The organism is Streptomyces sp. NPDC111520, from assembly GCF_055635295.1.
Window position 1 is genome coordinate 154,388 of record NZ_JBVKBW010000005.1, and the last position, 21,100, is coordinate 175,487.

Consider the following 21,100-nt stretch of genomic DNA (forward strand, 5'->3'; position numbering starts at 1 on the left):
GGTGTTCAGGGGCGGCGGGTCGCGGTGACCGTGAGCCGCCAGGCGACCTCGCCGGAGGGCGGGACGACGACCGTGTCGCCGTCGTCCGCACCGGTGCGGTCGAAGACCCGGCCGAGCATCGGCTCGACGCCGATCGACCGGTACGGCGCGTCCTGGGGGAAGCCGCCGAGGTTGCGCCACAGGGCGATCGCGACGGGACTGCCCCCGGCCTCGACGACCAGGTGCAGCGCGTCGGGGCCGTCGTGCACGGTCACCCCCGGGGTGAGGACGACCGCGCCGACGGCCGTGCCGTCGTCAGGGCCGAGCCGGTCGAGGGGGATGCCCTCGACGTGCGGCCAGGCGCCGGTGACCCAGCCCGGGCCCTCGTCGGAGTAGAGCCGGGTCTCGGTGCCCGCGTCGATGCCGATGCGCGCGTCCGGGGAGAGCTCCAGCAGGGCGTGGGCCGCCCACACGAAGCGGTAGCCGGGCTCGGCGGTGAGCCTGTAGTCGGCGACGGCGGCGCCCGCCTCCGTGCTCAGACGCCGGGTCAGCCGGAAGTCGGGGCAGTCCACGACGTCCGCGGCCGGCTCCCGGCGCCAGGGCCGCGACCAGGCGTCCCCGTGGTCGGGCAGGCCGCGCACGGTGGGCACGCACTCCTCCAGGCCGCCGGCGTCGGCGAAGGGGTCGCCGGGCCGGACCAGGGGCCGCCGGGGCTCGGCGCGGTGCCAGAGCCATTCGCGGCCGCCCGCCGTCAGCGAGGTCCAGCGGCCGCCGTGCTCCGGGTCGGTGACCACCGAGACGGGGAGCCGGTCGCCGGTCACCATTCGGCGAAGGAGCCGTCGGCGTGGCGCCACACCGGGTTGCGCCAGGCGTGGCCGGACCGGTCCGCGGCGCGGACCGCGTCCTCGTCGATCGCGACGCCGAGCCCGGGCAGTTCGGTGCGGCGGGCCTGGCCGTCGACGAACCGGAAGGGCTCGGTGTCGACCAGGTAGGACAGCAGGTCGGCGTCCTTGTTGTAGTGGATGCCCCGGCTCTGCTCCTGGATCAGGAAGTTCGGGGTGGCGAAGGCGACCTGCAGGCTCGCGGCCAGCGCGATCGGTCCCAGGGGGCAGTGCGGCGCCAGGTGCGCGCCGAACGTCTCGGCGAGCGAGGCGATCCGGGTGACCTCCGATATCCCGCCGGCGTGCGACAGGTCCGGCTGGGCCACGGCGATGCCCGCGGTCAGGGCCGGCAGGAAGTCGGCCCGCCCGTAGAGTCGTTCACCGGTGGCGAGCGGCACGGAGGAGGCCGCGACCAGGCCCGGCAGCAGGTGCGCCTGCTCGGGCAGGACGGGTTCCTCGACGAACAGCGGGTGCAGCGGGGCTATCTCGTGCAGCACGCGGCGCGCGTTGGCGGCGGTGAACCGTCCGTGGAAGTCGACGGCGACGTCCCGGTGCGGGCCGAGCGCCTCGCGGGCGGCCGTGACGCGTTCCACGACGGCGGCCGTCTCGGCGGGGCTGCCGAGCGGCGGGGTCCGCCCGGCGGCGTTCATCTTGACGGCCGTGAAGCCCGCCTCCACCTGGGCGGTGATCTCCTCCTTGAGCCGGTCCGGCTCGTCGCCGCCGACCCAGGCGTACACCCGGACCGAGTCGCGGACGGGGCCGCCGAGCAGGGTGTGCACCGGTACTCCGAGGGCCTTGCCCGCGATGTCCCACAGGGCCTGGTCGATGCCGGCCACGGCGCTGGAGAGCACGGGGCCGCCCCGGTAGAAGCCGCCCTTGCTGAGCACCTGCCAGTGGTCCTGGATCCGCAGGGGGTCCTGCCCCACCAGGTGTTCGGCGAGCACCTCCACGGCGGTCCGCACCACTTCGGCGCGGCCCTCCACCACCGGCTCGCCCCAGCCGACGACGCCGTCGTCGGTCTCGATGCGGCAGAACAGCCAGCGGGGCGGGACGAGGAAGGTCTCGACGCGCGCGATCTTCACTGTGCCTGGCCGTCCTTCTGTTCGTCGGAGCCGTCCGCGCCCTCGGGCGCCTGCGGGCCGCTCACCTTGTCGAGGTCACGCGTCGCCTGGTCGAGCAGGGCGCGCATGGCGTGTTCCGCCGCGTCCGGGTCCCGGTCGCGTACGGCGTCGAGGACGGCGCGGTGGCTGGGCACCGGGTCCTCGCTGTGCGGGGCGCTGTGCACGAGTTGGTCTCGTTGGGCCAGGCCCGACTCGATGACCATCTCCATGCGTTCCAGCAGTTCGTTGTGGGTGGCCGCGAGCAGCGCCCGGTGGAAGGCGAGGTCGGCTTCGACGGCGTGGTTGGCGCCGCCCTCCTCGCCCATGGCGGTCAGCGCCGCCTCCAGCTCCTCCAGGTCGGCGTCGGTGCGGCGGGCGGCGGCCAGCCGCACGGCGGCGGGTTCGATGATGCCGCGGACCTCGCCGAGGTTGCGCAGCAGTGCCAGGTCGGCGCCGGTGTCGCTGCCCTCGGAGAACTGCCAGCGCAGCACGTCGGCGTCGAGCAGGTTCCAGTCCGAGCGGGGCCGGACGAAGGTGCCGCGCTTCTGCCGGGCGTCGACCATGCCCTTGGCCGCGAGCACCTTCAGCGATTCGCGCAGGGCCGTCAGGCTGACGTCCAGCTCGCTCTGCAGGGCCGCCATGTCGAGCGTCGCTCCCTCGGGGATCTCGCCGCTGAGCACTCGGCGGGCGAGGGTCTCCACGGTCTGGCCGTGCACTCCGCGGCGCGCGTATGGCGTCATGTGTTTGCCTTTCTTGCTGTTCGGTCGGTGGCCGGTGCGTTCGGTTCCGTCAGGCCGAGGCCTTGGTGACGCTCCAGCCGCCGTCCACGAGCAGGCTCGATCCGGTGATGTACGAGGCTTCGTCGGCGGCGAGGAAGGCGACGGCGGCGGCGACCTCCTCGGGGGTGCCGAACCGGCGCGCCGCGGTCTCGGCCACGCTCGCGGCGCGGTCGGACTCCGGGACGCGGTCCCAGGCGGCGGTCAGGATCGGCCCCGGCAGCACCGCGTTGACGCGGACGTCCGGACCGTACTCGACGGCGAGTTGACCGCACAGCGACAGCAGGGCGCCCTTGGCGGCCGCGTACGCCGGGTGGCCGGGGATGCCCCGGTGGGCGTGGACCGAGGAGACGAGCACCACGGCCCCCCCGTGCTCGCGCAGGTCGGGCAGCGTCGCCTTCACGCCGAGGAAGGCGCCGGTGAGGTTCACCGACAGCTGCCGCTCCCAGGAGGCGAGGCTGGTCTCGTGGGCCGGCGCGACCGTCACCGTGTACGCGTTGCTGACCAGGACGCCCACGGGCCCGAAGCCGTGGGCGGCCGTGACCACCCGCTGCCAGTCGTCCTCGTCCGAGACGTCGGCGGCGACGAACAGGGCCCGGGCCCCGTCCTTGCGCAGCCGTTCGGCGGTCTCCTCGCCCCGGTCGGCGGCGATGTCGACGAGGACGACGGCCGCGCCCTCGGCGGCGAGGCGTGCCGCGCTCGCCGCGCCGATGCCCGACGCGGCGCCGGTGACGACGGCGACGCGGTTGGTGAAGCGGGCCGTTGGGTTCATGGGGTGGGTCGTCTCCTGTCGGTGGGTCAGCTGGGTGCAGATTCTTCCGCTGTCGTCACTGCCGGGCCAGGACGGTCAACTCCGCGTCGTACTCGGCGGTCCAGGCGAACGGCAGTCCCGAGTGGATCAGGTACGCGCCGCTGTAGCGGGTGCCGGTGGCGGTGTCGGCGTAGACGGCGTCGGGGATGAGGCCGCGCAGCCGGAGCCGGGCGGCCCGGCCGGGCACCAGGGGCGCGCCGTCGAGGAGGCCGGTGTTCCAGGCCGTCACCACCAGGCGGTCACCGCCCGGTTCCTCGTACTGGACGCCGCAGGTCGGGTCTGCGGGGCTGCCCAGCAGGTGGACCTCCCCGTGGTGGACGACGTCGCGGACCTCCTTGTAGCGGGCGATCCACCGCGCGGCCTCGGCCCGCTGCTCGGGCGTCCAGTGCCGGATGTCGGCGCCGATGCCGAGTACGCCGGCGGCGGAGTTGACGAAGCGGAAGGCGAGCGAGCGCGGCCGCGGGTCGAAGACGCCGGGGGCGTCGGTGACCCAGGAGCTCATGGTGTGCGGGGCGTGCGCGTGGAGGTAGCCGTACTGGATGCGCAGCCGGTCCATGGGCGCGGTGTTGTCGCTGGGCCACACCACGTCGGTGCGCGCGATGGTGGCGTGCTCGACACGTCCGCCGCCGCCCGCGCAGCCCTCGACGGTGACGTGCGGGTGCGCGGCGCGCAGGTGGTCCAGGACGCGGAGGTAGCCGGCGATGTGCGCGGCGTCGAGGTCCTGGCGCTCGGGGTCCGCGCCCGCCGGGTGGCCGGGGCGGCCGCGCTCGGTGGGCGGACGGTTCATGTCCCACTTGAGATAGCTGATGGCGTGTGAGTTCAGCAACCGGTCGAGGGTGCCGATGACGAATTCCTGGACGTCCTCGCGGCCGAGGTCGAGCAGCAGCTGGTTGCGCACGAGCGTCGCCGGGCGGCCGTCGATCCGGTACACCCACTCGGGGTGCTCGGCGTAGAGCCTGGAGCGGGGGCTGATGCCCTCGGGCTCGACCCACAGGCCGAAGTCCAGGCCGAGGGCGCGGACGTCCTCGACGAAGCGGTCGAAGCCGCCGGGGAATTCGGCCGGGTCCGGGTCCCAGTCGCCGAGGCCGCCGGTGTCGTCGGGCCGTCCGGTGAACCAGCCGTCGTCGACGACGAAGAGCTCGGCGCCGAGCTCGGCGGCGACCTTGGCCAGCTCCAGCTGGTTCCCCGCGTCGACGTCGAAGCCGGTGGCCTCCCACGAGTTGTAGAGGACCTTGCGGGGCCGGTCCATACGCCCGCCGGTCAGGTGCCGCTCGTAGCGGTGCCAGACGCGGGCCAGGCCGTCGAGGCCGCCGGCGCTGAAGGCGCAGGCCAGCCGGGGCGTCACGAGGGTCTCGCCGGGGGCGAGGCGGACGGCCCCCTCGTGGGGTACGCGTCCGGCGCGGACGCGTACCGCGCCGCCGGGCTCGGCGTCCGCGGTGATCCGCCAGTTGCCGGACCACTCCAGGGCGATGCCGTAGGTGGGGGTGGCGCCCTCGGCGGGGGCGGCGGCGTCCTGGACGGCGAGCCACGGGTGGTAGGCGTGCCCGGCGGAGCCCTGGGTGCTCTCCATCTCGAAGCGCCCGCGCTCCAGCGTGACGTCCTTCAGCTGGAACTCCTGGGACCACTGGCCGGCCAGGTACGTCAGCCGCGCGCCGCCCTGGACGGGCACGTTGACGGCGGCGGAGTCGAAGCGCTCGAGCCGCACCTCGTCCTCGCCGGTGCAGGTGAGTTCCGTCCAGCGCAGGACGACGTCGGTGCCCGGCACCGTCTCGTAGTGCAGCGTGGTGCGCAGTCCGAGGAGGTCGTCGGCGAAGGCCAGGCGCAGGGCCCAGTCGCCGTCCTGCGTGGCGCCGTCGAACCGCCACCAGCTGCCGCGGTCGCCGCCGGGGCGGGAGGCGATCAGGTCGGCGCCGGTGAACGGCCGCAGCCCGTACGGGATGTACTCGGCCGGGGTGGCGTCGGCGGGGGTGATGAAGTGGGTGCGGCGCGACCAGTCCAGGGGCGAGGGCCCGTCCTCGGCGCCGTGCGGCCCCCAGGCGGCGAGTTCGGCCCAGCGGCCGTCGCCGCCCAGGGTGACGGCGTAGGTGGTGGTGTCGGTGCGCAGCAGCCACCGGTCGTGCGCGGTCACTTGACGGCTCCGAGGTTGAGTCCGGCCACGAAGTGGCGCTGGAAGCTGAGGAAGACGGCCACCGTCGGGGCGGCGGCGATCACCGAACCGGCCGCGATGACGTTCCACATCGAGACGTACTGGCCCTGCAGCCCGATGAGCGACGCGGTGATGGGCATCTGGCTGTCGGTACGCAGCACCGTGATGGCCCACAGCAGGTCGTTGAAGATCCAGGTGAACGACAGGGCGCTCAGCGCGGCCAGCGCGGGGCGGGCCAGCGGCAGGATGATCCGCCAGTAGATCTGCCAGGGGCCCGCGCCGTCGATGACGGCCGCCTGCTGGATCTCGCTGGGGATCGACCGCATGAACCCGTGCAGCACGAAGACGTAGAAGCCGACGCCGAAGCCGACCTGCACCCCGATCAGGGCGTAGAGCTGGTCGTAGATGCCGAGCACTTCGCTGAGCTTGGAGACCGGGATCAGCAGGATCTGCGGGGGCAGCAGGTTGCCGCCGAGCATGAGCAGCAGCAGGACGCGCCGGAAGGGCAGGTCGTAGCGGCTGATCGCGAAGGCGGCCATGGAGGCCAGGCCCAGCGACAGCAGCACGGTGGGGATCGTGACCAGCAGGCTGTTGATGAGGGCGCGCTGCTGGCCGCCGTCCACCCACGCCTGGCGGAAGCTGTCGAAGGTGAAGGAGTGCGGCCAGCTGCCGACGCCGTGCGCGGCGATGTCGTCGAAGGTCCGCGTGCTGGTGACCAGGACGAGGACGATCGGCAGCAGCCACAGCGCGGACAGCAGGACCGCGGTGAAGTGGAAGCCGGTGGTGCGCAGGGCGCGGCCGCTCAGGAGCGGCCGGCGGGGCGCCGCGGCCGGGGCCTCGGTGGCCTTGCCGTCGCGGCCGGCGGGGTCCTCGACCCGTGCGGTGGCGTGGGTGGCGGTCATCAGTCGGCCTCCCGGAAGGCGCGCACGAGGTAGCTCGCGATGACGCCGAAGGCCAGCACGAAGATGACGACGGCGAGCGCGGAGCCGTATCCCAGGCGCAGGGACTGGAACGCGGTGGAGTACATGTAGGTGCTCAGCAGTTCGGAGGAGTGGTACGGGCCGCCGCGGGTGAGCGCCCACACCACGTCGAACGAGCGCAGCGAGTCGATGATGATCACCGACAGGACGACCGCGTTGACGCTGCGCAGCTGGGGCAGCGTGATGTGCCGGAACTGCTGCCAGCGGGTGGCGCCGTCGACCTTGGCCGCCTCGTACAGGACGGGGTCGATGCCCTTGAGGCCGGCCAGGTACAGCACCATCACGTAGCCGACCTGGCGCCAGAGCGCGGGCACGATCACCGCGTAGAAGGCGGTGTCCTGGTCGGCGAGCCAGGCGTGCTTCAAGCTGCCGAGGCCGACGCCCTCCAGCACGTTGTTGATCAGGCCGTCCGGCTGGTACATGGCCTGCCACACCAGCGCGGTGGCGACCAGCGAGAAGACCACCGGCAGGAAGAGCGCCGCCCGGTAGAACCCGACGCCGCGCCGCTCCTGCTGGAGCAGCAGCGCGGCACCGAGTCCCAGGGCGGCGGAGAGCCCGCCGAAGAGCAGCAGCCACAGCACCGTGTTGACGGCGGCGGTGCGGAAGACCGGGTCGTGCACCATCTCGCTGAAGTTGTCGAGACCGACGAACTTCGGGGCGGCCAGCCCGTCCCAGGAGGTCAGGGAGAGGTAGAACCCCTGGATGGCCGGCCAGAAGACCCAGAACGCCTCGGCGAGCAGCGGGACGAGGACGAAGGCCAGGACCACCGGGGGCACCCGGGTGGCCCTGGACCGACGTGTGGAACCGAGCAGCGCCATCGTCACTGGCTCCAGATCTTCTGTGCGCTGCGCTGCCACGTGGTGAGGATGGAGCCGATCTCCTTGGGCTTGGCCAGGTAGTGCACCAGCGCGGTGTCGGCGGTCGGCTGGAGGGCGTCGCTGGAGTCGCGGTTGAAGAACTGCGTCACCTCGGCGGCGCTCTCGATGAGCTTGCGGCCCTTGACCACCAGCGGGGTGCCGGCGTCCTTGGCATCCGGGTGGGTGGGCAGCGCGGTGCCCGAGGAGTTCTTGAGGTAGAGCTCCTGCGCCTCGGCGGTGGCGAGGTAGCTCAGCAGCTCCTTGACGCCGTCGGTGCGCTTGCTGCGGGCGCTGGCGAAGTACCCGTCGGTGGGCGCCTCCTCGGCGACCGGCACCTTGGGGTCGATGATCGGGAACTGGAAGAAGTCCAGGTCGCCCAGGGCGTCCTTCGGCGCGGCGTCGGCGAAGAAGGTGCCGATCAGCATCATGCCGGTGCGGCCCTGCAGGAGGGCGGTGGTGGCGTCCTGGAAGGGTATCGCCGTGCCGTTGGGGTCGAAGAACGGCCGGGCCTGGTCCCAGGTGTCGAAGACCTTGCGGACCTCGGGGTCGTCGAACCGGTGCTTGCCCGCCAGCAGCTCGCGGTGGTACGTCGCGCCGTTGACGCGGATGTTGAGGTAGTCGAACCAGGCGGAGGCGACCCACGGGGTGTCGCCGCCGGCGCCGAGGCCGATCGGGGCGACGCCCTTGCTCTTGAGCTTGTCGCACAGGTCGAGGAACTCGTCCCAGTTCTTCGGCTCCTGGACGCCCCACTTGGCGAAGTTGGACTTCCGGTAGAACATGCCCCACCAGTAGTAGCTGGTGGGCACGAAGACCTTCTTGCCGCTGGAGGCCGAGGTGCACAGGTTCTTCAGGGCGTCGGTGTAGCCGGACAGCTCGGGCTTGCCCCAGATGTCGTCCAGGTCGAGCAGCAGGTCCTTCTTGGCGTACGACTCGGCGACGGAGCCCGGGTACCAGGTGTAGATGTCCGGCGGGTTGGCCGAGGTGAGGTACGTCGGCAGCTGCGTGCGGAAGGTCTCCGACGCGACGGTGTTGAGCTCGGCCTCGGCGCCGCCGCGCTTGTTGAAGGCGGCCACGAGCTGCTGCATCGAGGTCTTCGCCTGCGGGGAGGAGAGGTTGGACTGCAGGGTCACCGGGCCGCCGGACTTTCCTCCGGAGGCGGACGGGCTCTGGGTGACGCAGCTGCTGAGCAGCGCGCCGGCGCCGACGGCGCCGGAGACGGCGAGGAACCGGCGGCGGCTGGCGTTGAAGGCGGTCATCTGTGCACTCCCTTAGTGCCCACGGAACGGAGCTGAGGCCCCCTGACGGCCCGGCTCTGGGTGCGGCAGGCACACAGCCTGTCGCAGGGGTCAGCGTCCCGTCAAGATTAATTACTAATTTATTTTCCGGACGTCGCACCCCGGGTCGAACACGGCCCGGAGGCACGCCTGTTGGTGCCGGACGGCACCGGTTGACGCAGGTGGAACGGGGTGAAGCAGGGTGGAGCGGGGGGTGTTGCGAGAGGCGGCGCGAGGGTCGCGCCGGACTCAGAGCGCGGCCTGGTGGCCCCGTCCGCCCCACTCGCGGAAGGTCGCGAACGCACCGCTTTCGCCGTGCCGCGACGCGCCCCGGCCGGCCGCGTCCGCGCGATGCGAAGCCAATGGGTTCTCCCGGGAGTTGGGGGTACGGGACACCCCGCTCCGGTCGTGCCGGGCGTCGGTGCCACGGCGGAAACTGTGGCCGCACCCCGGAAGCGTGTCAATATTAATTGCTAATTAACTTAAAAACGCGATCTTCTGGTGACCTGACCGCATCACCGCATCGCACGCCACAGGCTTCCGCCGGGTTCCGTAGGCTTGCGGCGATGCACCGCCCCCGACTGGTCGCCACCGATCTCGACGGCACGCTCCTGCGCGACGACGGCGCCCTCTCCGCCCGCACGCTGGACGCCCTGCGTGCCACGGCCGGCGCGGGCGCGGAGGTCGTCCTCGTGACCGCCCGGCCGCACCGCTACCTCGACGCGCTCGCCGCGGCCACCGGCCTGAGCGGGACCGCGGTGTGCTCCAACGGCGCGATCGTGTACGACGTCGGCAGCCGCACCGTCACGGACTCCAGCCCGCTCCCCGTCCCCGTCGCGCTCCGGGTGGCCGCCGCCCTGCGGGAGGCGGCACCCGGCGTCGGCTTCGCCGTGGAGACGGGCCACTTTCTGCACTGGGCGCCGGGGTACGGCCACCACCTGCCGGAGGACGCGCACGCCGAGCTCCCCGTGCGCTCGCTCGACGAACTGTGGACAGTGCCGGGCCCCGTCGTGAAGCTGCTCGCCTGGTCACCCGCGCTCGACGCGGACGCGTTGCTCGCCGTGGCGCAGCGCGCCGCGGACGGCGCGGCCCAGTTCACCCACTCCGGCGGCCGCGGCCTGCTGGAGGTCAGCGCCCGCGGCGTCACCAAGGCCGCCGCGCTGGCGGCCCTGTGCGCGACCCGGGGCATCCTCGCCGAAGAGGTCGTCGCCTTTGGCGACATGCCCAACGACCTGCCCGTCCTGACCTGGGCGGGCACCGCCTACGCCGTCGCCAACGCCCACCCGTCCGTGCTGGCCGCGGTCCCCCACCGCACGGCATCCAACGAGGACGACGGTGTGGCCCGCGTCCTGGAGCGCCTCTTCGGGACGCGGGCGGGCGCCCCCTGACACGCCGAAGGGGCGGCGCCCGGTGGGACCTGCCGGGCGCCGCCCCGAGGGCGGTGGAGCGGGCCGCGTCAGCAGCCGTAGTCGATCAGGTCGAACGTCACGTAGTGGTCGGCGGTGTAGTAGTCCTCGTCGGCGCCCTGGCCGGTGACGATCCGTCGTGCGCCGCGGGTCGAGGAGCCGGGGGTCTTGACCGTGTACTCGTGGTAGTAGCCGTTCGCGTGGGCGGGCAGCACGCCCTCGCGGTTCTGGAAGACCGTCCCGTCCTGGGGGTACGGGAACGGGCCGCCCTGGTCGATCAGCCGGAGCGTGGTGTAGGCCTGCGACGGCAGGTCGGAGTAGCAGATGTCACCGGCCGAGGCCGCCGAAGCGACCGGTACGGAGACCGTGGCCGCGGTGGCGGGCGCCGGCGCGGCGGTGGCGACGGCGGGGCCGCCGACGAGAAGGGCCGAGGCGAGGGCGCCCAGGGCGCCGATGCGAAGGATCCGTGGGGGGATTCTCATGGCTCCAGGATGACGCGCGTAGAGCCTGTCATGTCAACGACAATCACGGGATGTTCCCCGGGAGTTCACACCTTCCGGTCCGGGTCAGTCCGTGCCGCCCGATCCCTCCGCCGCCTCGCGCAGGGCGTCCAGGACCGGACGCAGCAGGGGGTGTTCCTCGGCGCCGCGGCGGACGGCGGCGAAGACGCGGCGGGTGGCGACCACGTCGTCGACGGGGCGGACGGCGACGCCGGACAGGTCCATGTCGCGCAACGCGCTGCGCGGTACGAGGGCCACGCCCGCGCCCGCCGCCGCGAGGGCGACGACCGCGCGGAAGTCGTCGGAGGAGTGCTCCAGGCGGGGCTGGAAACCGGCGTACTCGCAGGCGAGGACGACCACGTCGTGGCAGGGGTTGCCGGGGTAGGGGCCGATCCACGTCTCGTCGGCGAGGTCGGCGACGCGGACGGAACCGGTCGCGCCGTCCGCGAGGCGGTGCCCGGCCGGAAGGACGGCGTCGAAGGGCTCGGCGTACAGCGGGACGCGGGCGAGCCGCTGGTCGTCCGCCCGGGGGGCGCCTCGGTACTCGACGGCGACGGCGATCTCGGCGCGGCCGTCGAGCACCATGGGCAGCGACTCGTCGCCCTCGGCGTCGCGGACCCGGACGCGGATGCCCGGGGCGGTGCCGCCGAGCGCGGCGATGGCCGGCGCGAGCACCAGGGCGATGCCGGTCGCGAAGGAGGCCACGGTCACCTCGCCGGCGGCGCCGGAGGTGTAGGCGGCCAGTTCGGCCTCGGCGCGTTCCAGCTGCGCCAGCACCGTGTTGGCGTGGGCGAGCAGGATCTCGCCGACGGGGGTGAGCTGGACGCCGCGGCCGCCGCGTTCCAGCAGCCGGTGGCCGGTCTCGTGCTCCAGGGCCGCGAGCTGCTGGGAGACCGCGGAGGGGGTCAGGTACAGCGCCGCGGCCGCGGCGGTCACCGTACGGTGGTCCGCCACGGCCCGCAGGGTCCGCAGCCGTCGTGCGTCAATCACCCATTCATCCTGCCAGGGCATCGCGCGCGGCGATGAATGCGTCCACCGCCTTCTCGACGTCCGCGGTGGAGTGCGCGGCCGACAGCTGGACCCGGATGCGGGCCTTACCGTGCGGCACGACGGGGTAGGAGAAGCCGATGACGTAGACGCCGCGCTCCAGCAGCAGCTCCGCCATGCGGCCCGCCTTCGCGGCGTCGCCGATCATGACCGGGGCGATGGGGTGCTCGCCGGGCAGGATCTCGAAGCCGGCCTCGGTCATGCGGGAGCGGAAGAGCGCGGTGTTCTCGGCGAGGCGGGTGCGCAGGTCCTCGGAGTCCTCGATCAGGTCCAGGACCTTGAGGGAGGCGGCGGCGATGACCGGCGCGAGGGAGTTGGAGAACAGGTACGGGCGCGAGCGCTGGCGCAGCAGGGCGACGATCTCCGCGCGGGCCGCGACGTAGCCGCCGGAGGCGCCGCCGAGGGCCTTGCCGAGGGTGCCGGTGAGGATGTCGACCCGGTCCATCACGCCGTGCAGGGCGTGGGTGCCGCGGCCGCCGGGGCCGGTGAAGCCGACGGCGTGGGAGTCGTCGACCATCACCATGGCGTCGTAGCGGTCGGCGAGGTCGCAGATCTCGTCGAGCGGCGCGATGTAGCCGTCCATCGAGAAGACGCCGTCGGTGACGATGAGGCGCCGGCGGGCGTCGGACGCCTCCTTCAGGCGCGCCTCCAGCTCGGCCATGTCGCGGTTGGCGTAGCGCAGGCGGCGGGCCTTGGACAGCCGGATGCCGTCGATGATGCTGGCGTGGTTGAGCGCGTCGGAGATGACCGCGTCGTTCTCGTCGAGGAGGGTCTCGAAGACGCCGCCGTTGGCGTCGAAGCAGGAGCTGTAGAGGACCGTGTCCTCCGTGCCGAGGAAGGCGGACAGCCGGGCCTCGAGCTCCTTGTGGACCTCCTGGGTGCCGCAGATGAAGCGGACCGACGCCATGCCGTAGCCCCAGCGGTCCAGGGCCTCCTTGGCGGCGGCGGTGACCTCGGGGTGGTCGGCGAGGCCGAGGTAGTTGTTCGCGCAGAAGTTGAGGACGTCGCCGGGGACGCCGCCGCCGGTGACGGAGACGGAGGCGCTCTGCGGGCTGCCGATCACGCGCTCGGGCTTGAAGAGCCCGGCCTCGCGGATCTCTTCGAGGGTGCCGCGCAGGTCGTCGCGGACGGAGTCGAACATCGGGGTTCTCCCTGGGAGGCTGCGGGTGGTGCGGTGGGCCGTGCCGCGGGGGCGGGGCCGGGAGGGGTCAGGAGGTCCAGTCGAGGACGACCTTGCCGCAGCGGCCGCTCGCGGCGTCGTCGAAGGCGGCGTCGAAGTCGCGGTAGGAGTAGCGGCCGGTGACCACGGGAGCGATGTCGAGGCCGCCCTCCAGCAGCACGGACATGGCGTACCAGGTCTCGAACATCTCGCGGCCGTAGATGCCCTTGATGGTGATCATCGACGTGACGATCTTGGCGAAGTCCACGGAGAAGTCCTCCGAGGGCAGGCCGAGCATCGCGATGCGGCCGCCGTTCGTCATGTTGGCGATCATCTCGCGCATGGCCTCGGGGCGGCCGGACATCTCCAGGCCGATGTCGAAGCCCTCGCGCAGGCCGAGTTCGCGCTGTCCGTCGGCGATGGTGGTCTCGCCCACGTTGAGGGCGAGGCTGACGCCGACCTTGCGGGCGAGGTCGAGGCGGTACTCGCTGACGTCGGTGATGACGACGTGGCGCGCGCCGGCGTGCTTGGCCACGGCGGCGGCCATGATGCCGATCGGGCCGGCGCCGGTGATCAGCACGTCCTCGCCGACCAGGGGGAAGGACAGGGCGGTGTGCACGGCGTTGCCGAAGGGGTCGAAGATGGCCGCTGTGTCGAGGTCGACGGCGACCCGGTGGACCCACACGTTGGACGCGGGCAGCGCGACGTACTCGGCGAAGGCGCCGTCGCGGCCGACCCCGAGGCCGATCGTGTTGCGGCACAGGTGGCGGCGGCCGGCCAGGCAGTTGCGGCACTTGCCGCAGACGAGGTGGCCCTCGCCGCTGACGAGGTCGCCGGTCTTGATCTCGGAGACGTCGGAGCCGACGGCGGCGACCTCGCCGACGAACTCGTGTCCGAGCACGAGCGGGGTGGCCACGGCCTGCTGGGCCCAGCCGTCCCAGGCACGGATGTGCAGGTCGGTGCCGCAGATCCCGGTCCGCAGCACCTTGATGAGGACGTCCCCGGGACCGATCTCCGGCTCCGGGACGTCCCGCAGCCACAGGCCGGGCGCGGCCTTCTCCTTCACCAGTGCCTTCACTCTTGCGACTCCTGCCGGCAGACGATGTGGCCCGGCCCGCGTGGGGGGACGCGGACCGGGCACGAGGGGAGCCCGGGCGGAGCGAGGGCGCCCGTCGGCGCCTGCTCGCGCGTTGCGCCGGGCAGACAGCAATCTGCCCGGCTTCGAGCGTTCGGTCCATCGATCTTTTCTTAAGCTCGGCAACAGCGCAGCTTCACGCTCGGCCGGAAGGGCGACGCGGACCGCCACCGCACCGGCGCCGGGGCCGCTCAGCGCGGGGCGAGCGCGGCCAGCTGCGCGGTGATCGTGTCGGTGTCCTGGAAGCTCAGCCCGAGGCGGGCGACGTGCTTCCAGCGCACGATGCCCTCCGCGTCCACGATGAAGACCGAGCGCTTGAGGCCGAGCCCCGGCATGGTGATGCCGTAGGCCTTGGCGACCGTGCGCTCGGTGTCGGCGAGCAGCGGGAAGCGCAGGTCGCGCTTGCGGGCGAACCGCTCGTGGCTGTCGAGGTCGCTGAAGTTGATGCCCCAGACCGTCGCCCCGAGGTCGCGGAAGCGGTCCAGGTCGGAGGTGTACGAGCAGAGCTGCTTGGTGCACACCGCCGTGTCGTCCCCGGGGTAGAAGGCGAGCACGACGGGGGCGCCGCGCTGCGCGGACAGCGAGTACGCGCCGCGCTCGGCACCCGGTCCGTCGAGCAGGACGCCCGGGAGGGTGAAGTCGGGGGCGGGGGTGCCGGTCTCGGGCACGGGCATGGGGGGTCCTCTCACGGGGGCGGGCCCGGCGGCTGCGCGCCGGGGCCCGGGGGGGGTGTGCGGGGTTCTTCCTGCTGTCCGGGCGCCCGGACAGCAGGAAGATGACGATACAGAACGTTCGTTCTTGCCGGGACGCTACGCGGTGCCGTCCGCTACCGTCAAGGACATGAGTGCCCCTCCCGCCGTTCCCCTCGTCACGTACGCCGCCGCGGACGCGCCGCCGCGTGACCGCATCCTGGCCACCGCGGCCCGGCTGTTCTACACCGAGGGCATCCACGCGGTGGGCATGGACCGGATCGTCACGGAGGCGTCCACGACCAGGGCGACGCTCTACCGGCACTTCCTCGGCAAGGAGCAGCTCGTCCTGAGCTACATCCAGGCCACCGACGGGCAGATCCGCGCCTTCACCGCGGCCGCGCTCACGGGGCTTGGTGCGAGGGAGGCCCTGCTGGGGGTGGCCGGCGCGCTCGGCGACCAGCTGTGCTCTCCGGGTTTCCGCGGCTGTCCGTTCCTCAACGCGGCCGCGGAGTACCCGGACCCGGCCGATCCCGTCTCCCGCGCGATCGTGGCCCACCGGGACTGGCTGCGGGGGCTGGTCGCCCGGCTGCTCGCGGAGGCGGGCGACCCGGAGGCCGCCGAGGACGCGGCGACGCTGATGCTGCTGCGCGACGGCGCGATGATGACCGCCGCCCTCGGCGACGCGGACGCGGTGCGGGCGTCGCTGGAGCGGGCCGTACGGCGCGTGCTGGGGACCGCCGGCGTGCTGTGAGGGCGGCCCTGCCGCACAGCCCGTGACGCGGCCTGACCACCTACGGCCGGGATCCCGCCGGGAGTGGGCCCGCCCGCCGGCGGCCCGGCTCCGTACGGGGCCGGCAGCGACGTCCGGGCGGGGTGACGCGCGGCTCGGCGTCATCCGGCGTGGGTGGAGAACAGGCCGCCGGTGGGGCCCTGCTTGTCGCCGCCCTGGGCCTTCTTCAGGGCGTTCGCCAGCCCCTCGATGGTCATGGACTGCAGGATGACGCGGCCGTTGCCCTCCAGGGTCGCCAGCGACAGCCCCTCGCCGCCGAAGACGGCGTTCATGATGCCCTGCCGGTTGAGCCCGCCGATGCGCTGCACGCCGTAGCGGACGCCGTCCTCGAAGGCGACGATGCAGCCGGTGTCGACCTCGATGCGCCCGCCGAAGTCGGCGGGGTTGAGGTCGATGAAGTTGCCCGCGCCCGCGATGATCACCGTGCCGCGGCCGGTGAACTTCTCCAGGATGAAGCCCTCGCCGCCGCTCATGCCGCTGCGGCCGCCCTGGAAGGCGATGCCGAAGTCGACGGTCGACTCGGCCGCCACGAAGGCGTCCTTCTCCGCGTACCAGGCACGCGACCCGTCCAGCTCCAGGGCGCGCATCTCGCCGGGCAGGACGCCCGCGAAGCCGACGGTGCCCTCGCCGCCGCTCGCGGTGAAGTACTGGAAGGCGATGCTCTCGCCCGCGAGCATCCGCTGGCCCACCTGCATGGCCGTGCCCATGGCCTGGCGGAACATGCCGCCCATGCCGCCGCCCGCGCCTGCCTGCGCGTCGCGCTGGGCGCCGGGGCCCGCCAGCCGGGTGTCCATGCTCACGTTGCTGGTCTTGAACAGGAACTTGCCCGCCTCGCAGTAGACGGTCTGGCCGGGCTGGAGCGTGCACACGGCCATCTGCATGGCGTTGCCGACGATCTGCTGCTGGAGGGTCACTGCGGTGCTCCGGGTGGTCTCGGGGTGTTCTCGCTCAGACTGATGTACCCGACAACGAACGACCCGGACGATTCGGTTCCGCCTGCTCCTCCGACCGTGCCGCGGGGGCGGGCGGACGGCCGCCGGCGTCGAGGAAGCGGGCCAGCGGCAGGGTGGCGGCGCCGACCGTGACCGCGTCCGTCCCGAGCCGGCCCAGCTCGATGGAGGTCTGGGCGCAGGGGTGGTGCAGCGCGTACGCGGCGGTGGCCTCTCGGACGGCGTCCAGCAGCAGGGGGCCGATCATGAGGCCGGTCCAGCCGGACAGCACGATGCGCTCGGGGTTGAAGAGGTTGACGAGGTCGGCGATGCCGGCGCCGAGGTACTCGGCGGTCTCGTCGAGCAGCGCGACGGCGGTGGCGTCGCCGGCCGCGGCGGCGTCGAGGAGGGCGGCGATCGCGGACTCCTCGCTGACCCCGGTGGGCGCGTCCCAGCGTTCGATGAGCGCCTCGGCGCCCACGTAGGCCTCCAGGCAGCCGCGGGCGCCGCAGCGGCAGCGCCGTCCGCCGACCTGGAGGGTGGTGTGGCCCCACTCCCCCGCGCTGCTGCTGGCGCCCCGGTACGGCTTGCCGTCGGCGACCACGCAGGCGCCGACTCCGGAGCCGAGCAGGGCGATCACGGCGTTGCGGGCGCCGCGGCCGGCGCCGAACCACATCTCGGCCTGGCCGAGGGTCTTGGCGCCGTTGTCGATGTGCAGCGGCAGCGCGGTGCCCTCGGCGAGCAGCGCGCCCAGGGGGACGGCGTCCCAGCCGATGGTCTGGCCGTGGACGACCGCGCCGGCGCCGGAGGTGCCCTGTTCGACGATGCCGGGCACGCCGATGCCGACGCCGAGCACGAGGCCGGGGTCGACCCGGGTGTCCTCCAGCACGACGGACAGGGCGTCGAGGATGAGCTGGACGACGAGGGTGACGTCGTGGCCGCTGTCGGCCAGCGGGCGGTCGGTGGAGGAGAGTTCGGTGAGGGCGAGGTCGAAGAGGGTGACGCGGACGCGGGTCTCGCCGACGTCGACGCCGATGAGGAAGCCGTGCCGGGGGGCGACCTTGAGCATCACGCGGGGGCGGCCGCCGTCGGACTCGACGGAGCCGGCCTCCTCGACGACGCCGTCGGCGATGAGCTCGGCCACGACGTTGCTGATGGAACCTGTGCTCAGTCCGGTGTCCCTGGCCAACTCCTGACGGCTGAGGGGTCCCTCGAAGTACAGGTGACGCAAGAGCGCCGAACGGTTGCCCCGCCGCAGGTCGCGTACGGTCCGCTTGCCTCGGTCTGCCATGGTGCTCCCTCCCCGGCTGAATCTATCGCTGCGCCAAGTCTTGACGCCAGCTTTTCTCAGACGTTAAATCACGCCTTGAATTAAGGCGTGACGTTCTTCACTTCCCGAAGGCACCCACCCTGGAGAGGGATCCCCGGTCATGCACATCACCCGTACCACGGCCGCCGCGGCGCTCGCGGCCGCGCTCATCGCCTCCGCCACCGCGTGCGGCGGCGGCTCCTCGACCGACGGCGGCGGAAACGGCAGCCCCAAGGAGCTCACCTACTGGGCCAGCAACCAGGGCGCCAGCCTCGAAGCCGACAAGGCGACCCTGACACCCGAGCTGGAGAAGTTCGAGAAGCAGACCGGGATCAAGGTCAAGCTCGAGGTCATCCCGTGGTCCGACCTGCTCAACCGGATCCTCGCCGCGGCCACCTCCGGCCAGGGCCCCGACGTCCTCAACATCGGCAACACCTGGTCCGCCTCGCTGCAGGCCACCGGCGCCCTCCGCCCCTTCGACGCCAAGGCGTTCGAGGCCATCGGCGGCAAGGACCGCTTCGTCTCCTCCGCCCTGGGCGCCACGGGCGCCGAGGGCAAGGACCCGGCCGCGGTGCCGCTGTACTCGCTGGCCTACGGCCTGTACTACAACAAGAAGATGTTCGCCGACGCGGGCATAGCCAACCCGCCCGCCACCTGGGACGAGCTCGTCGCCGACGGCAAGAAGCTCACCAAGGGCGGCAAGTACGGCCTCGCCGTCGAGGGCGGCAACCTCTCCGAGAACGTCCACCACGCCTTCGTCTTCGGCAAGCAGCACGGCGCCGACTTCTTCGACGCCGCCGGCAAGCCGACCTTCACCACGCCCGAGGCGGTCGCGGCCGTCAAGCAGTACATCGACTTCATCGCCAAGGACAAGATCGCGGCCCCCGGCAACGCCGAGTACGCCGCCAACCAGTCGGTCGCCGACTTCGCCACCGGCAAGGCCGCCATGCTGCTGTGGCAGGCCGCCGGATCCTCCCTGAAGTCCCACGGCATGAAGCCCGAGGACTACGGCGTCGCCCAGGTGCCGTTCCAGTCCGCGGGCGCCTCCGGCGACACGGCAGTGAACTCGATGGTCGCGGGCATCAACCTGGCGGTCTTCAAGAAGACCGACAACGTCGACGGCGCCCTGAAGTTCGTGAAGTTCATGACCAGCGACGACGAGCAGAAGCTCCTCAACGGCACCTACGGATCGCTCCCGCCGGTCAAGGCCGCCCAGTCCGACCCGGCCTTCGCCACCCCGGACCTGAAGGTCCTCGCGGACGCGCTCGCCAAGAGCGCGGCGCCGCTGCCGCAGGTCGCCAACGAGAGCCAGTTCGAGACCGCCGTCGGCACCGCGATGAAGGACCTGTTCGCCGACGCCGCCGCCGGCAAGCCGGTCACCACCGAGAGCGTCAAGGCCGCCCTCGAAAAGGCCCAGCAGCAGATGCCGGCGTCGTGAGCGTGAAGGAACCGATGACCGCCACCGTGCCGCCCGTCCGGCACAGCTCCAAGACGCCTTCCCCCGGCGGCCGGCGGGCCGCCGGGGGGAGGGCCCCGCTGTCGCGGCTGCGCCTGCCGGCGCGGCTGCGGCGCGCGTCGCTCCCGTACGTCCTGCTGCTCCCGGCCCTCGCGCTGGAACTGCTCATCCACCTGGTGCCGATGGTCGTCGGCGTCGTGATGAGCTTCAAGGAGCTCACCCAGTTCTTCATCAGCGACTGGTCGGCCGCTCCCTGGAAGGGCCTGGACAACTACCGCGTCGCGGTGGACTTCAACGCGCCGGTCGGCGAGGACCTGCTCAAGTCCTTCCTCGTCACCTGCGAGTTCACCGTGCTGGCGGTCGGGCTGTCCTGGCTGTTCGGCACCGCCGCCGCGATCCTGATGCAGGACGCCTTCCGCGGCCGCGGGCTGCTGCGCGCGGTCTTCCTCGTGCCGTACGCGCTGCCGGTCTACGCGGCGGTGATCACCTGGTCGTTCATGTTCCAGCGGGACACCGGCATGATCAACCACGTCATCCACGACCAGCTGCACCTCACCGACGGCCGGCCCTTCTGGCTGATCGGCGACAACAGCTTCTTCGCGCTGGTGACGGTGTCGGTGTGGCGGCAGTGGCCGTTCGCGTTCCTGTGCCTGATGGCCGGTCTGCAGAACATCCCGCGCGAGCTGTACGAGGCGGCGGCGATGGACGGCGCCGGGATCTGGCAGCAGATCCGCAGGATCACCCTGCCGTCGCTGCGCCCGGTCAACCAGGTGCTGGTGCTGGTGCTGTTCCTGTGGACGTTCAACGACTTCAACACGCCCTACGTGCTGTTCGGGCGGGCGGCGCCGGACGCCGCCGACCTGATCTCCATCCACATCTACCAGTCGTCCTTCGTGACCTGGAACTTCGGCTCCGGCTCGGCGATGTCCGTGCTCCTGCTGCTGTTCCTGCTCGTCGTGACGGTGCTCTACCTGCTCGCCACCTCCCTGAGGAGGAAGGATGTCTGACGTCCGCAGCCCCATGGCCGCGCCGCGCTCCTTCGTGTGGACCCGGCGGATCGTGCTGACCGTGCTGACGGCCTTCGCGCTGGCACCGGTGTTCGTCATGGTCGTCTCGTCGCTGAAGCCGCTGCAGGACGTCCAGGGCCCGTTCCGCTGGTTCCCCAGCGGCTTCACCCTGCGCCCGTACGCGGACATCTGGCACACCGTGCCGCTCGCCCGGTACTTCGTGAACTCGCTGGTCGTGGCGGGCGGGGCGACGCTCTGCTCGGTCGTGGTGGCGGTCTTCGCGGCGTACGCGGTCAGCCGCTACGAGTTCAAGGGGCGCCGCTTCTTCTCGGTGACGATCCTGTCCACCCAGATGTTCCCCGGCATCCTCTTCCTGCTGCCGCTCTTCCTGATCTTCGTCAACCTCGGGAACGCGACGGGCATCGCCCTGTACGGCAGCCGCGGCGGCCTGATCCTGACCTACCTCACCTTCTCGCTCCCCTTCTCCATCTGGATGCTGGCGGGCTACTTCGACTCGATCCCCCGGGACCTGGACGAGGCCGCCATGGTCGACGGATGCGGGCCGCTGGGCGCGCTGTTCCGGGTGGTCGTCCCGGCCGCCGTGCCGGGGATCGTCGCGGTCTGCGTGTACGCCTTCATGACGGCCTGGGGCGAGGTGCTGTTCGCCTCCGTCATGACCAACGACACCACCCGCACGCTCGCCGTCGGACTGCAGGGCTACGCCACGCAGACCGACGTGTACTGGAACCAGGTCATGGCCGCCTCGCTCGTGGTCAGCGTGCCCGTCGTCGCCGGGTTCCTGCTCCTGCAGCGCTACCTCGTCGCCGGGCTGACCGCCGGCGCCGTCAAGTGAGCCCCACCGCCCC

At 72.3% G+C, this 21,100-nt stretch carries 20 protein-coding genes; 5 read left to right on the forward strand and 15 right to left on the reverse strand.

Going from position 1 to position 21,100, the window contains the following annotated elements; translation table 11 throughout:
• Positions 1-5 precede the first annotated feature (5 nt).
• Genes ACZ7MY_RS13015 through ACZ7MY_RS13050 form a run of 8 tightly spaced genes read right to left on the reverse strand, consistent with a single transcriptional unit; the run spans position 6 to position 8,786 of the window.
• Positions 6-803 carry a hypothetical protein gene (locus tag ACZ7MY_RS13015; protein ID WP_499601457.1) on the reverse strand — a complete coding sequence of 266 codons (798 nt, stop codon included), beginning with the start codon at positions 801-803 and terminating at the stop codon, positions 6-8.
• Positions 797-1,942 (reverse strand): galactonate dehydratase, encoded by a 1,146-nt coding sequence (gene dgoD / locus ACZ7MY_RS13020; protein WP_499601459.1) that lies wholly within the window; start codon positions 1,940-1,942, stop codon positions 797-799. The genes ACZ7MY_RS13015 and dgoD overlap by 7 nt, the downstream gene beginning before the upstream one ends.
• Entirely contained in the window at positions 1,939-2,700 is a 762-nt protein-coding gene (locus ACZ7MY_RS13025) for a FadR/GntR family transcriptional regulator (RefSeq protein WP_499601460.1), read from the reverse strand. The genes dgoD and ACZ7MY_RS13025 overlap by 4 nt, the downstream gene beginning before the upstream one ends.
• Before the next feature lie 49 nt (positions 2,701-2,749).
• Positions 2,750-3,508, reverse strand: coding sequence for an SDR family NAD(P)-dependent oxidoreductase (locus ACZ7MY_RS13030; RefSeq protein WP_499601462.1), 759 nt, complete (start codon positions 3,506-3,508; stop codon positions 2,750-2,752).
• A 55-nt stretch (positions 3,509-3,563) separates the two neighbouring features.
• On the reverse strand, positions 3,564-5,675 hold the full coding sequence (locus ACZ7MY_RS13035; protein ID WP_499601464.1) for an alpha-galactosidase: 2,112 nt from the start codon (positions 5,673-5,675) through the stop codon (positions 3,564-3,566).
• Entirely contained in the window at positions 5,672-6,595 is a 924-nt protein-coding gene (locus tag ACZ7MY_RS13040) for a carbohydrate ABC transporter permease (RefSeq protein WP_499601466.1), read from the reverse strand. The genes ACZ7MY_RS13035 and ACZ7MY_RS13040 overlap by 4 nt, the downstream gene beginning before the upstream one ends.
• Complete coding sequence (locus tag ACZ7MY_RS13045) at positions 6,595-7,491, reverse strand: carbohydrate ABC transporter permease (protein ID WP_499601993.1); 897 nt, start codon at positions 7,489-7,491, stop codon at positions 6,595-6,597. Before ACZ7MY_RS13045 ends, ACZ7MY_RS13040 begins: the two co-directional genes overlap by 1 nt.
• Before the next feature lie 2 nt (positions 7,492-7,493).
• Entirely contained in the window at positions 7,494-8,786 is a 1,293-nt protein-coding gene (locus tag ACZ7MY_RS13050; RefSeq protein ID WP_499601467.1) for an ABC transporter substrate-binding protein, read from the reverse strand.
• 584 nt (positions 8,787-9,370) lie between these two features.
• On the opposite strand from ACZ7MY_RS13050, the gene ACZ7MY_RS13055 reads away from it, so the two are divergent.
• The gene (locus tag ACZ7MY_RS13055; protein ID WP_499601469.1) at positions 9,371-10,192 is read left to right on the forward strand and encodes an HAD family hydrolase; all 822 of its coding nucleotides are present in this window, start codon (positions 9,371-9,373) and stop codon (positions 10,190-10,192) included.
• A gap of 68 nt (positions 10,193-10,260) precedes the next feature.
• On the opposite strand, the gene ACZ7MY_RS13060 is transcribed toward ACZ7MY_RS13055, so the two are convergent.
• From ACZ7MY_RS13060 to ACZ7MY_RS13080, 5 genes are all read right to left on the reverse strand, one after another.
• Positions 10,261-10,692: a guanyl-specific ribonuclease gene (locus tag ACZ7MY_RS13060; RefSeq protein WP_499601470.1), complete on the reverse strand. Its 432-nt coding sequence runs from the start codon at positions 10,690-10,692 to the stop codon at positions 10,261-10,263.
• Positions 10,693-10,776: 84 nt separating this feature from the next.
• Positions 10,777-11,700: a LysR family transcriptional regulator gene (locus ACZ7MY_RS13065; RefSeq protein WP_499601471.1), complete on the reverse strand. Its 924-nt coding sequence runs from the start codon at positions 11,698-11,700 to the stop codon at positions 10,777-10,779.
• A gap of 4 nt (positions 11,701-11,704) precedes the next feature.
• Complete coding sequence (locus tag ACZ7MY_RS13070) at positions 11,705-12,898, reverse strand: glycine C-acetyltransferase (protein WP_499601472.1); 1,194 nt, start codon at positions 12,896-12,898, stop codon at positions 11,705-11,707.
• Between the two features lie 67 nt (positions 12,899-12,965).
• On the reverse strand, positions 12,966-13,994 hold the full coding sequence (gene tdh / locus ACZ7MY_RS13075; RefSeq protein WP_499601474.1) for an L-threonine 3-dehydrogenase: 1,029 nt from the start codon (positions 13,992-13,994) through the stop codon (positions 12,966-12,968).
• Positions 13,995-14,242: 248 nt separating this feature from the next.
• Positions 14,243-14,725 (reverse strand): peroxiredoxin, encoded by a 483-nt coding sequence (locus ACZ7MY_RS13080; RefSeq protein WP_499601475.1) that lies wholly within the window; start codon positions 14,723-14,725, stop codon positions 14,243-14,245.
• Between the two features lie 166 nt (positions 14,726-14,891).
• Between ACZ7MY_RS13080 and ACZ7MY_RS13085 the strand changes: the two genes are divergently transcribed.
• Complete coding sequence (locus ACZ7MY_RS13085) at positions 14,892-15,494, forward strand: TetR/AcrR family transcriptional regulator (protein ID WP_499601476.1); 603 nt, start codon at positions 14,892-14,894, stop codon at positions 15,492-15,494.
• A gap of 140 nt (positions 15,495-15,634) precedes the next feature.
• Here ACZ7MY_RS13085 and ACZ7MY_RS13090 read toward each other — a convergent pair whose 3' ends face one another.
• Both ACZ7MY_RS13090 and ACZ7MY_RS13095 read right to left on the reverse strand, forming a co-directional pair.
• Entirely contained in the window at positions 15,635-16,447 is an 813-nt protein-coding gene (locus ACZ7MY_RS13090) for an AIM24 family protein (RefSeq protein WP_499601478.1), read from the reverse strand.
• A 34-nt stretch (positions 16,448-16,481) separates the two neighbouring features.
• On the reverse strand, positions 16,482-17,753 hold the full coding sequence (locus ACZ7MY_RS13095) for an ROK family transcriptional regulator (protein WP_499601480.1): 1,272 nt from the start codon (positions 17,751-17,753) through the stop codon (positions 16,482-16,484).
• 139 nt (positions 17,754-17,892) lie between these two features.
• On the opposite strand from ACZ7MY_RS13095, the gene ACZ7MY_RS13100 reads away from it, so the two are divergent.
• The 3 genes from ACZ7MY_RS13100 to ACZ7MY_RS13110 are packed head-to-tail and all read left to right on the forward strand — an operon-like array spanning position 17,893 to position 21,087.
• Positions 17,893-19,209 (forward strand): ABC transporter substrate-binding protein, encoded by a 1,317-nt coding sequence (locus ACZ7MY_RS13100; protein ID WP_499601482.1) that lies wholly within the window; start codon positions 17,893-17,895, stop codon positions 19,207-19,209.
• Positions 19,210-19,223: 14 nt separating this feature from the next.
• Positions 19,224-20,234, forward strand: a complete 1,011-nt coding sequence (locus tag ACZ7MY_RS13105) for a carbohydrate ABC transporter permease (protein ID WP_499601994.1) — start codon at positions 19,224-19,226, stop codon at positions 20,232-20,234.
• On the forward strand, positions 20,227-21,087 hold the full coding sequence (locus tag ACZ7MY_RS13110; protein ID WP_499601483.1) for a carbohydrate ABC transporter permease: 861 nt from the start codon (positions 20,227-20,229) through the stop codon (positions 21,085-21,087). Before ACZ7MY_RS13105 ends, ACZ7MY_RS13110 begins: the two co-directional genes overlap by 8 nt.
• Positions 21,088-21,100: the final 13 nt, after the last annotated feature.

What these genes read in the sequence shown, in the direction of transcription:
- ACZ7MY_RS13015 (WP_499601457.1), bottom strand. Translation starts at nt 803, where the DNA reads ATGGTGACCGGCGACCGGCTCCCCGTCTCGGTGGTCACCGACCCGGAG.
- ACZ7MY_RS13025 (WP_499601460.1), bottom strand. Translation starts at nt 2,700, where the DNA reads ATGACGCCATACGCGCGCCGCGGAGTGCACGGCCAGACCGTGGAGACC.
- ACZ7MY_RS13030 (WP_499601462.1), bottom strand. Translation starts at nt 3,508, where the DNA reads ATGAACCCAACGGCCCGCTTCACCAACCGCGTCGCCGTCGTCACCGGC.
- ACZ7MY_RS13040 (WP_499601466.1), bottom strand. Translation starts at nt 6,595, where the DNA reads ATGACCGCCACCCACGCCACCGCACGGGTCGAGGACCCCGCCGGCCGC.
- ACZ7MY_RS13045 (WP_499601993.1), bottom strand. Translation starts at nt 7,491, where the DNA reads ATGGCGCTGCTCGGTTCCACACGTCGGTCCAGGGCCACCCGGGTGCCC.
- ACZ7MY_RS13050 (WP_499601467.1), bottom strand. Translation starts at nt 8,786, where the DNA reads ATGACCGCCTTCAACGCCAGCCGCCGCCGGTTCCTCGCCGTCTCCGGC.
- ACZ7MY_RS13055 (WP_499601469.1), top strand. Translation starts at nt 9,371, where the DNA reads ATGCACCGCCCCCGACTGGTCGCCACCGATCTCGACGGCACGCTCCTG.
- ACZ7MY_RS13060 (WP_499601470.1), bottom strand. Translation starts at nt 10,692, where the DNA reads ATGAGAATCCCCCCACGGATCCTTCGCATCGGCGCCCTGGGCGCCCTC.
- ACZ7MY_RS13070 (WP_499601472.1), bottom strand. Translation starts at nt 12,898, where the DNA reads ATGTTCGACTCCGTCCGCGACGACCTGCGCGGCACCCTCGAAGAGATC.
- ACZ7MY_RS13080 (WP_499601475.1), bottom strand. Translation starts at nt 14,725, where the DNA reads ATGCCCGTGCCCGAGACCGGCACCCCCGCCCCCGACTTCACCCTCCCG.
- ACZ7MY_RS13085 (WP_499601476.1), top strand. Translation starts at nt 14,892, where the DNA reads ATGAGTGCCCCTCCCGCCGTTCCCCTCGTCACGTACGCCGCCGCGGAC.
- ACZ7MY_RS13095 (WP_499601480.1), bottom strand. Translation starts at nt 17,753, where the DNA reads ATGGCAGACCGAGGCAAGCGGACCGTACGCGACCTGCGGCGGGGCAAC.
- ACZ7MY_RS13100 (WP_499601482.1), top strand. Translation starts at nt 17,893, where the DNA reads ATGCACATCACCCGTACCACGGCCGCCGCGGCGCTCGCGGCCGCGCTC.
- ACZ7MY_RS13105 (WP_499601994.1), top strand. Translation starts at nt 19,224, where the DNA reads ATGACCGCCACCGTGCCGCCCGTCCGGCACAGCTCCAAGACGCCTTCC.
- ACZ7MY_RS13110 (WP_499601483.1), top strand. Translation starts at nt 20,227, where the DNA reads ATGTCTGACGTCCGCAGCCCCATGGCCGCGCCGCGCTCCTTCGTGTGG.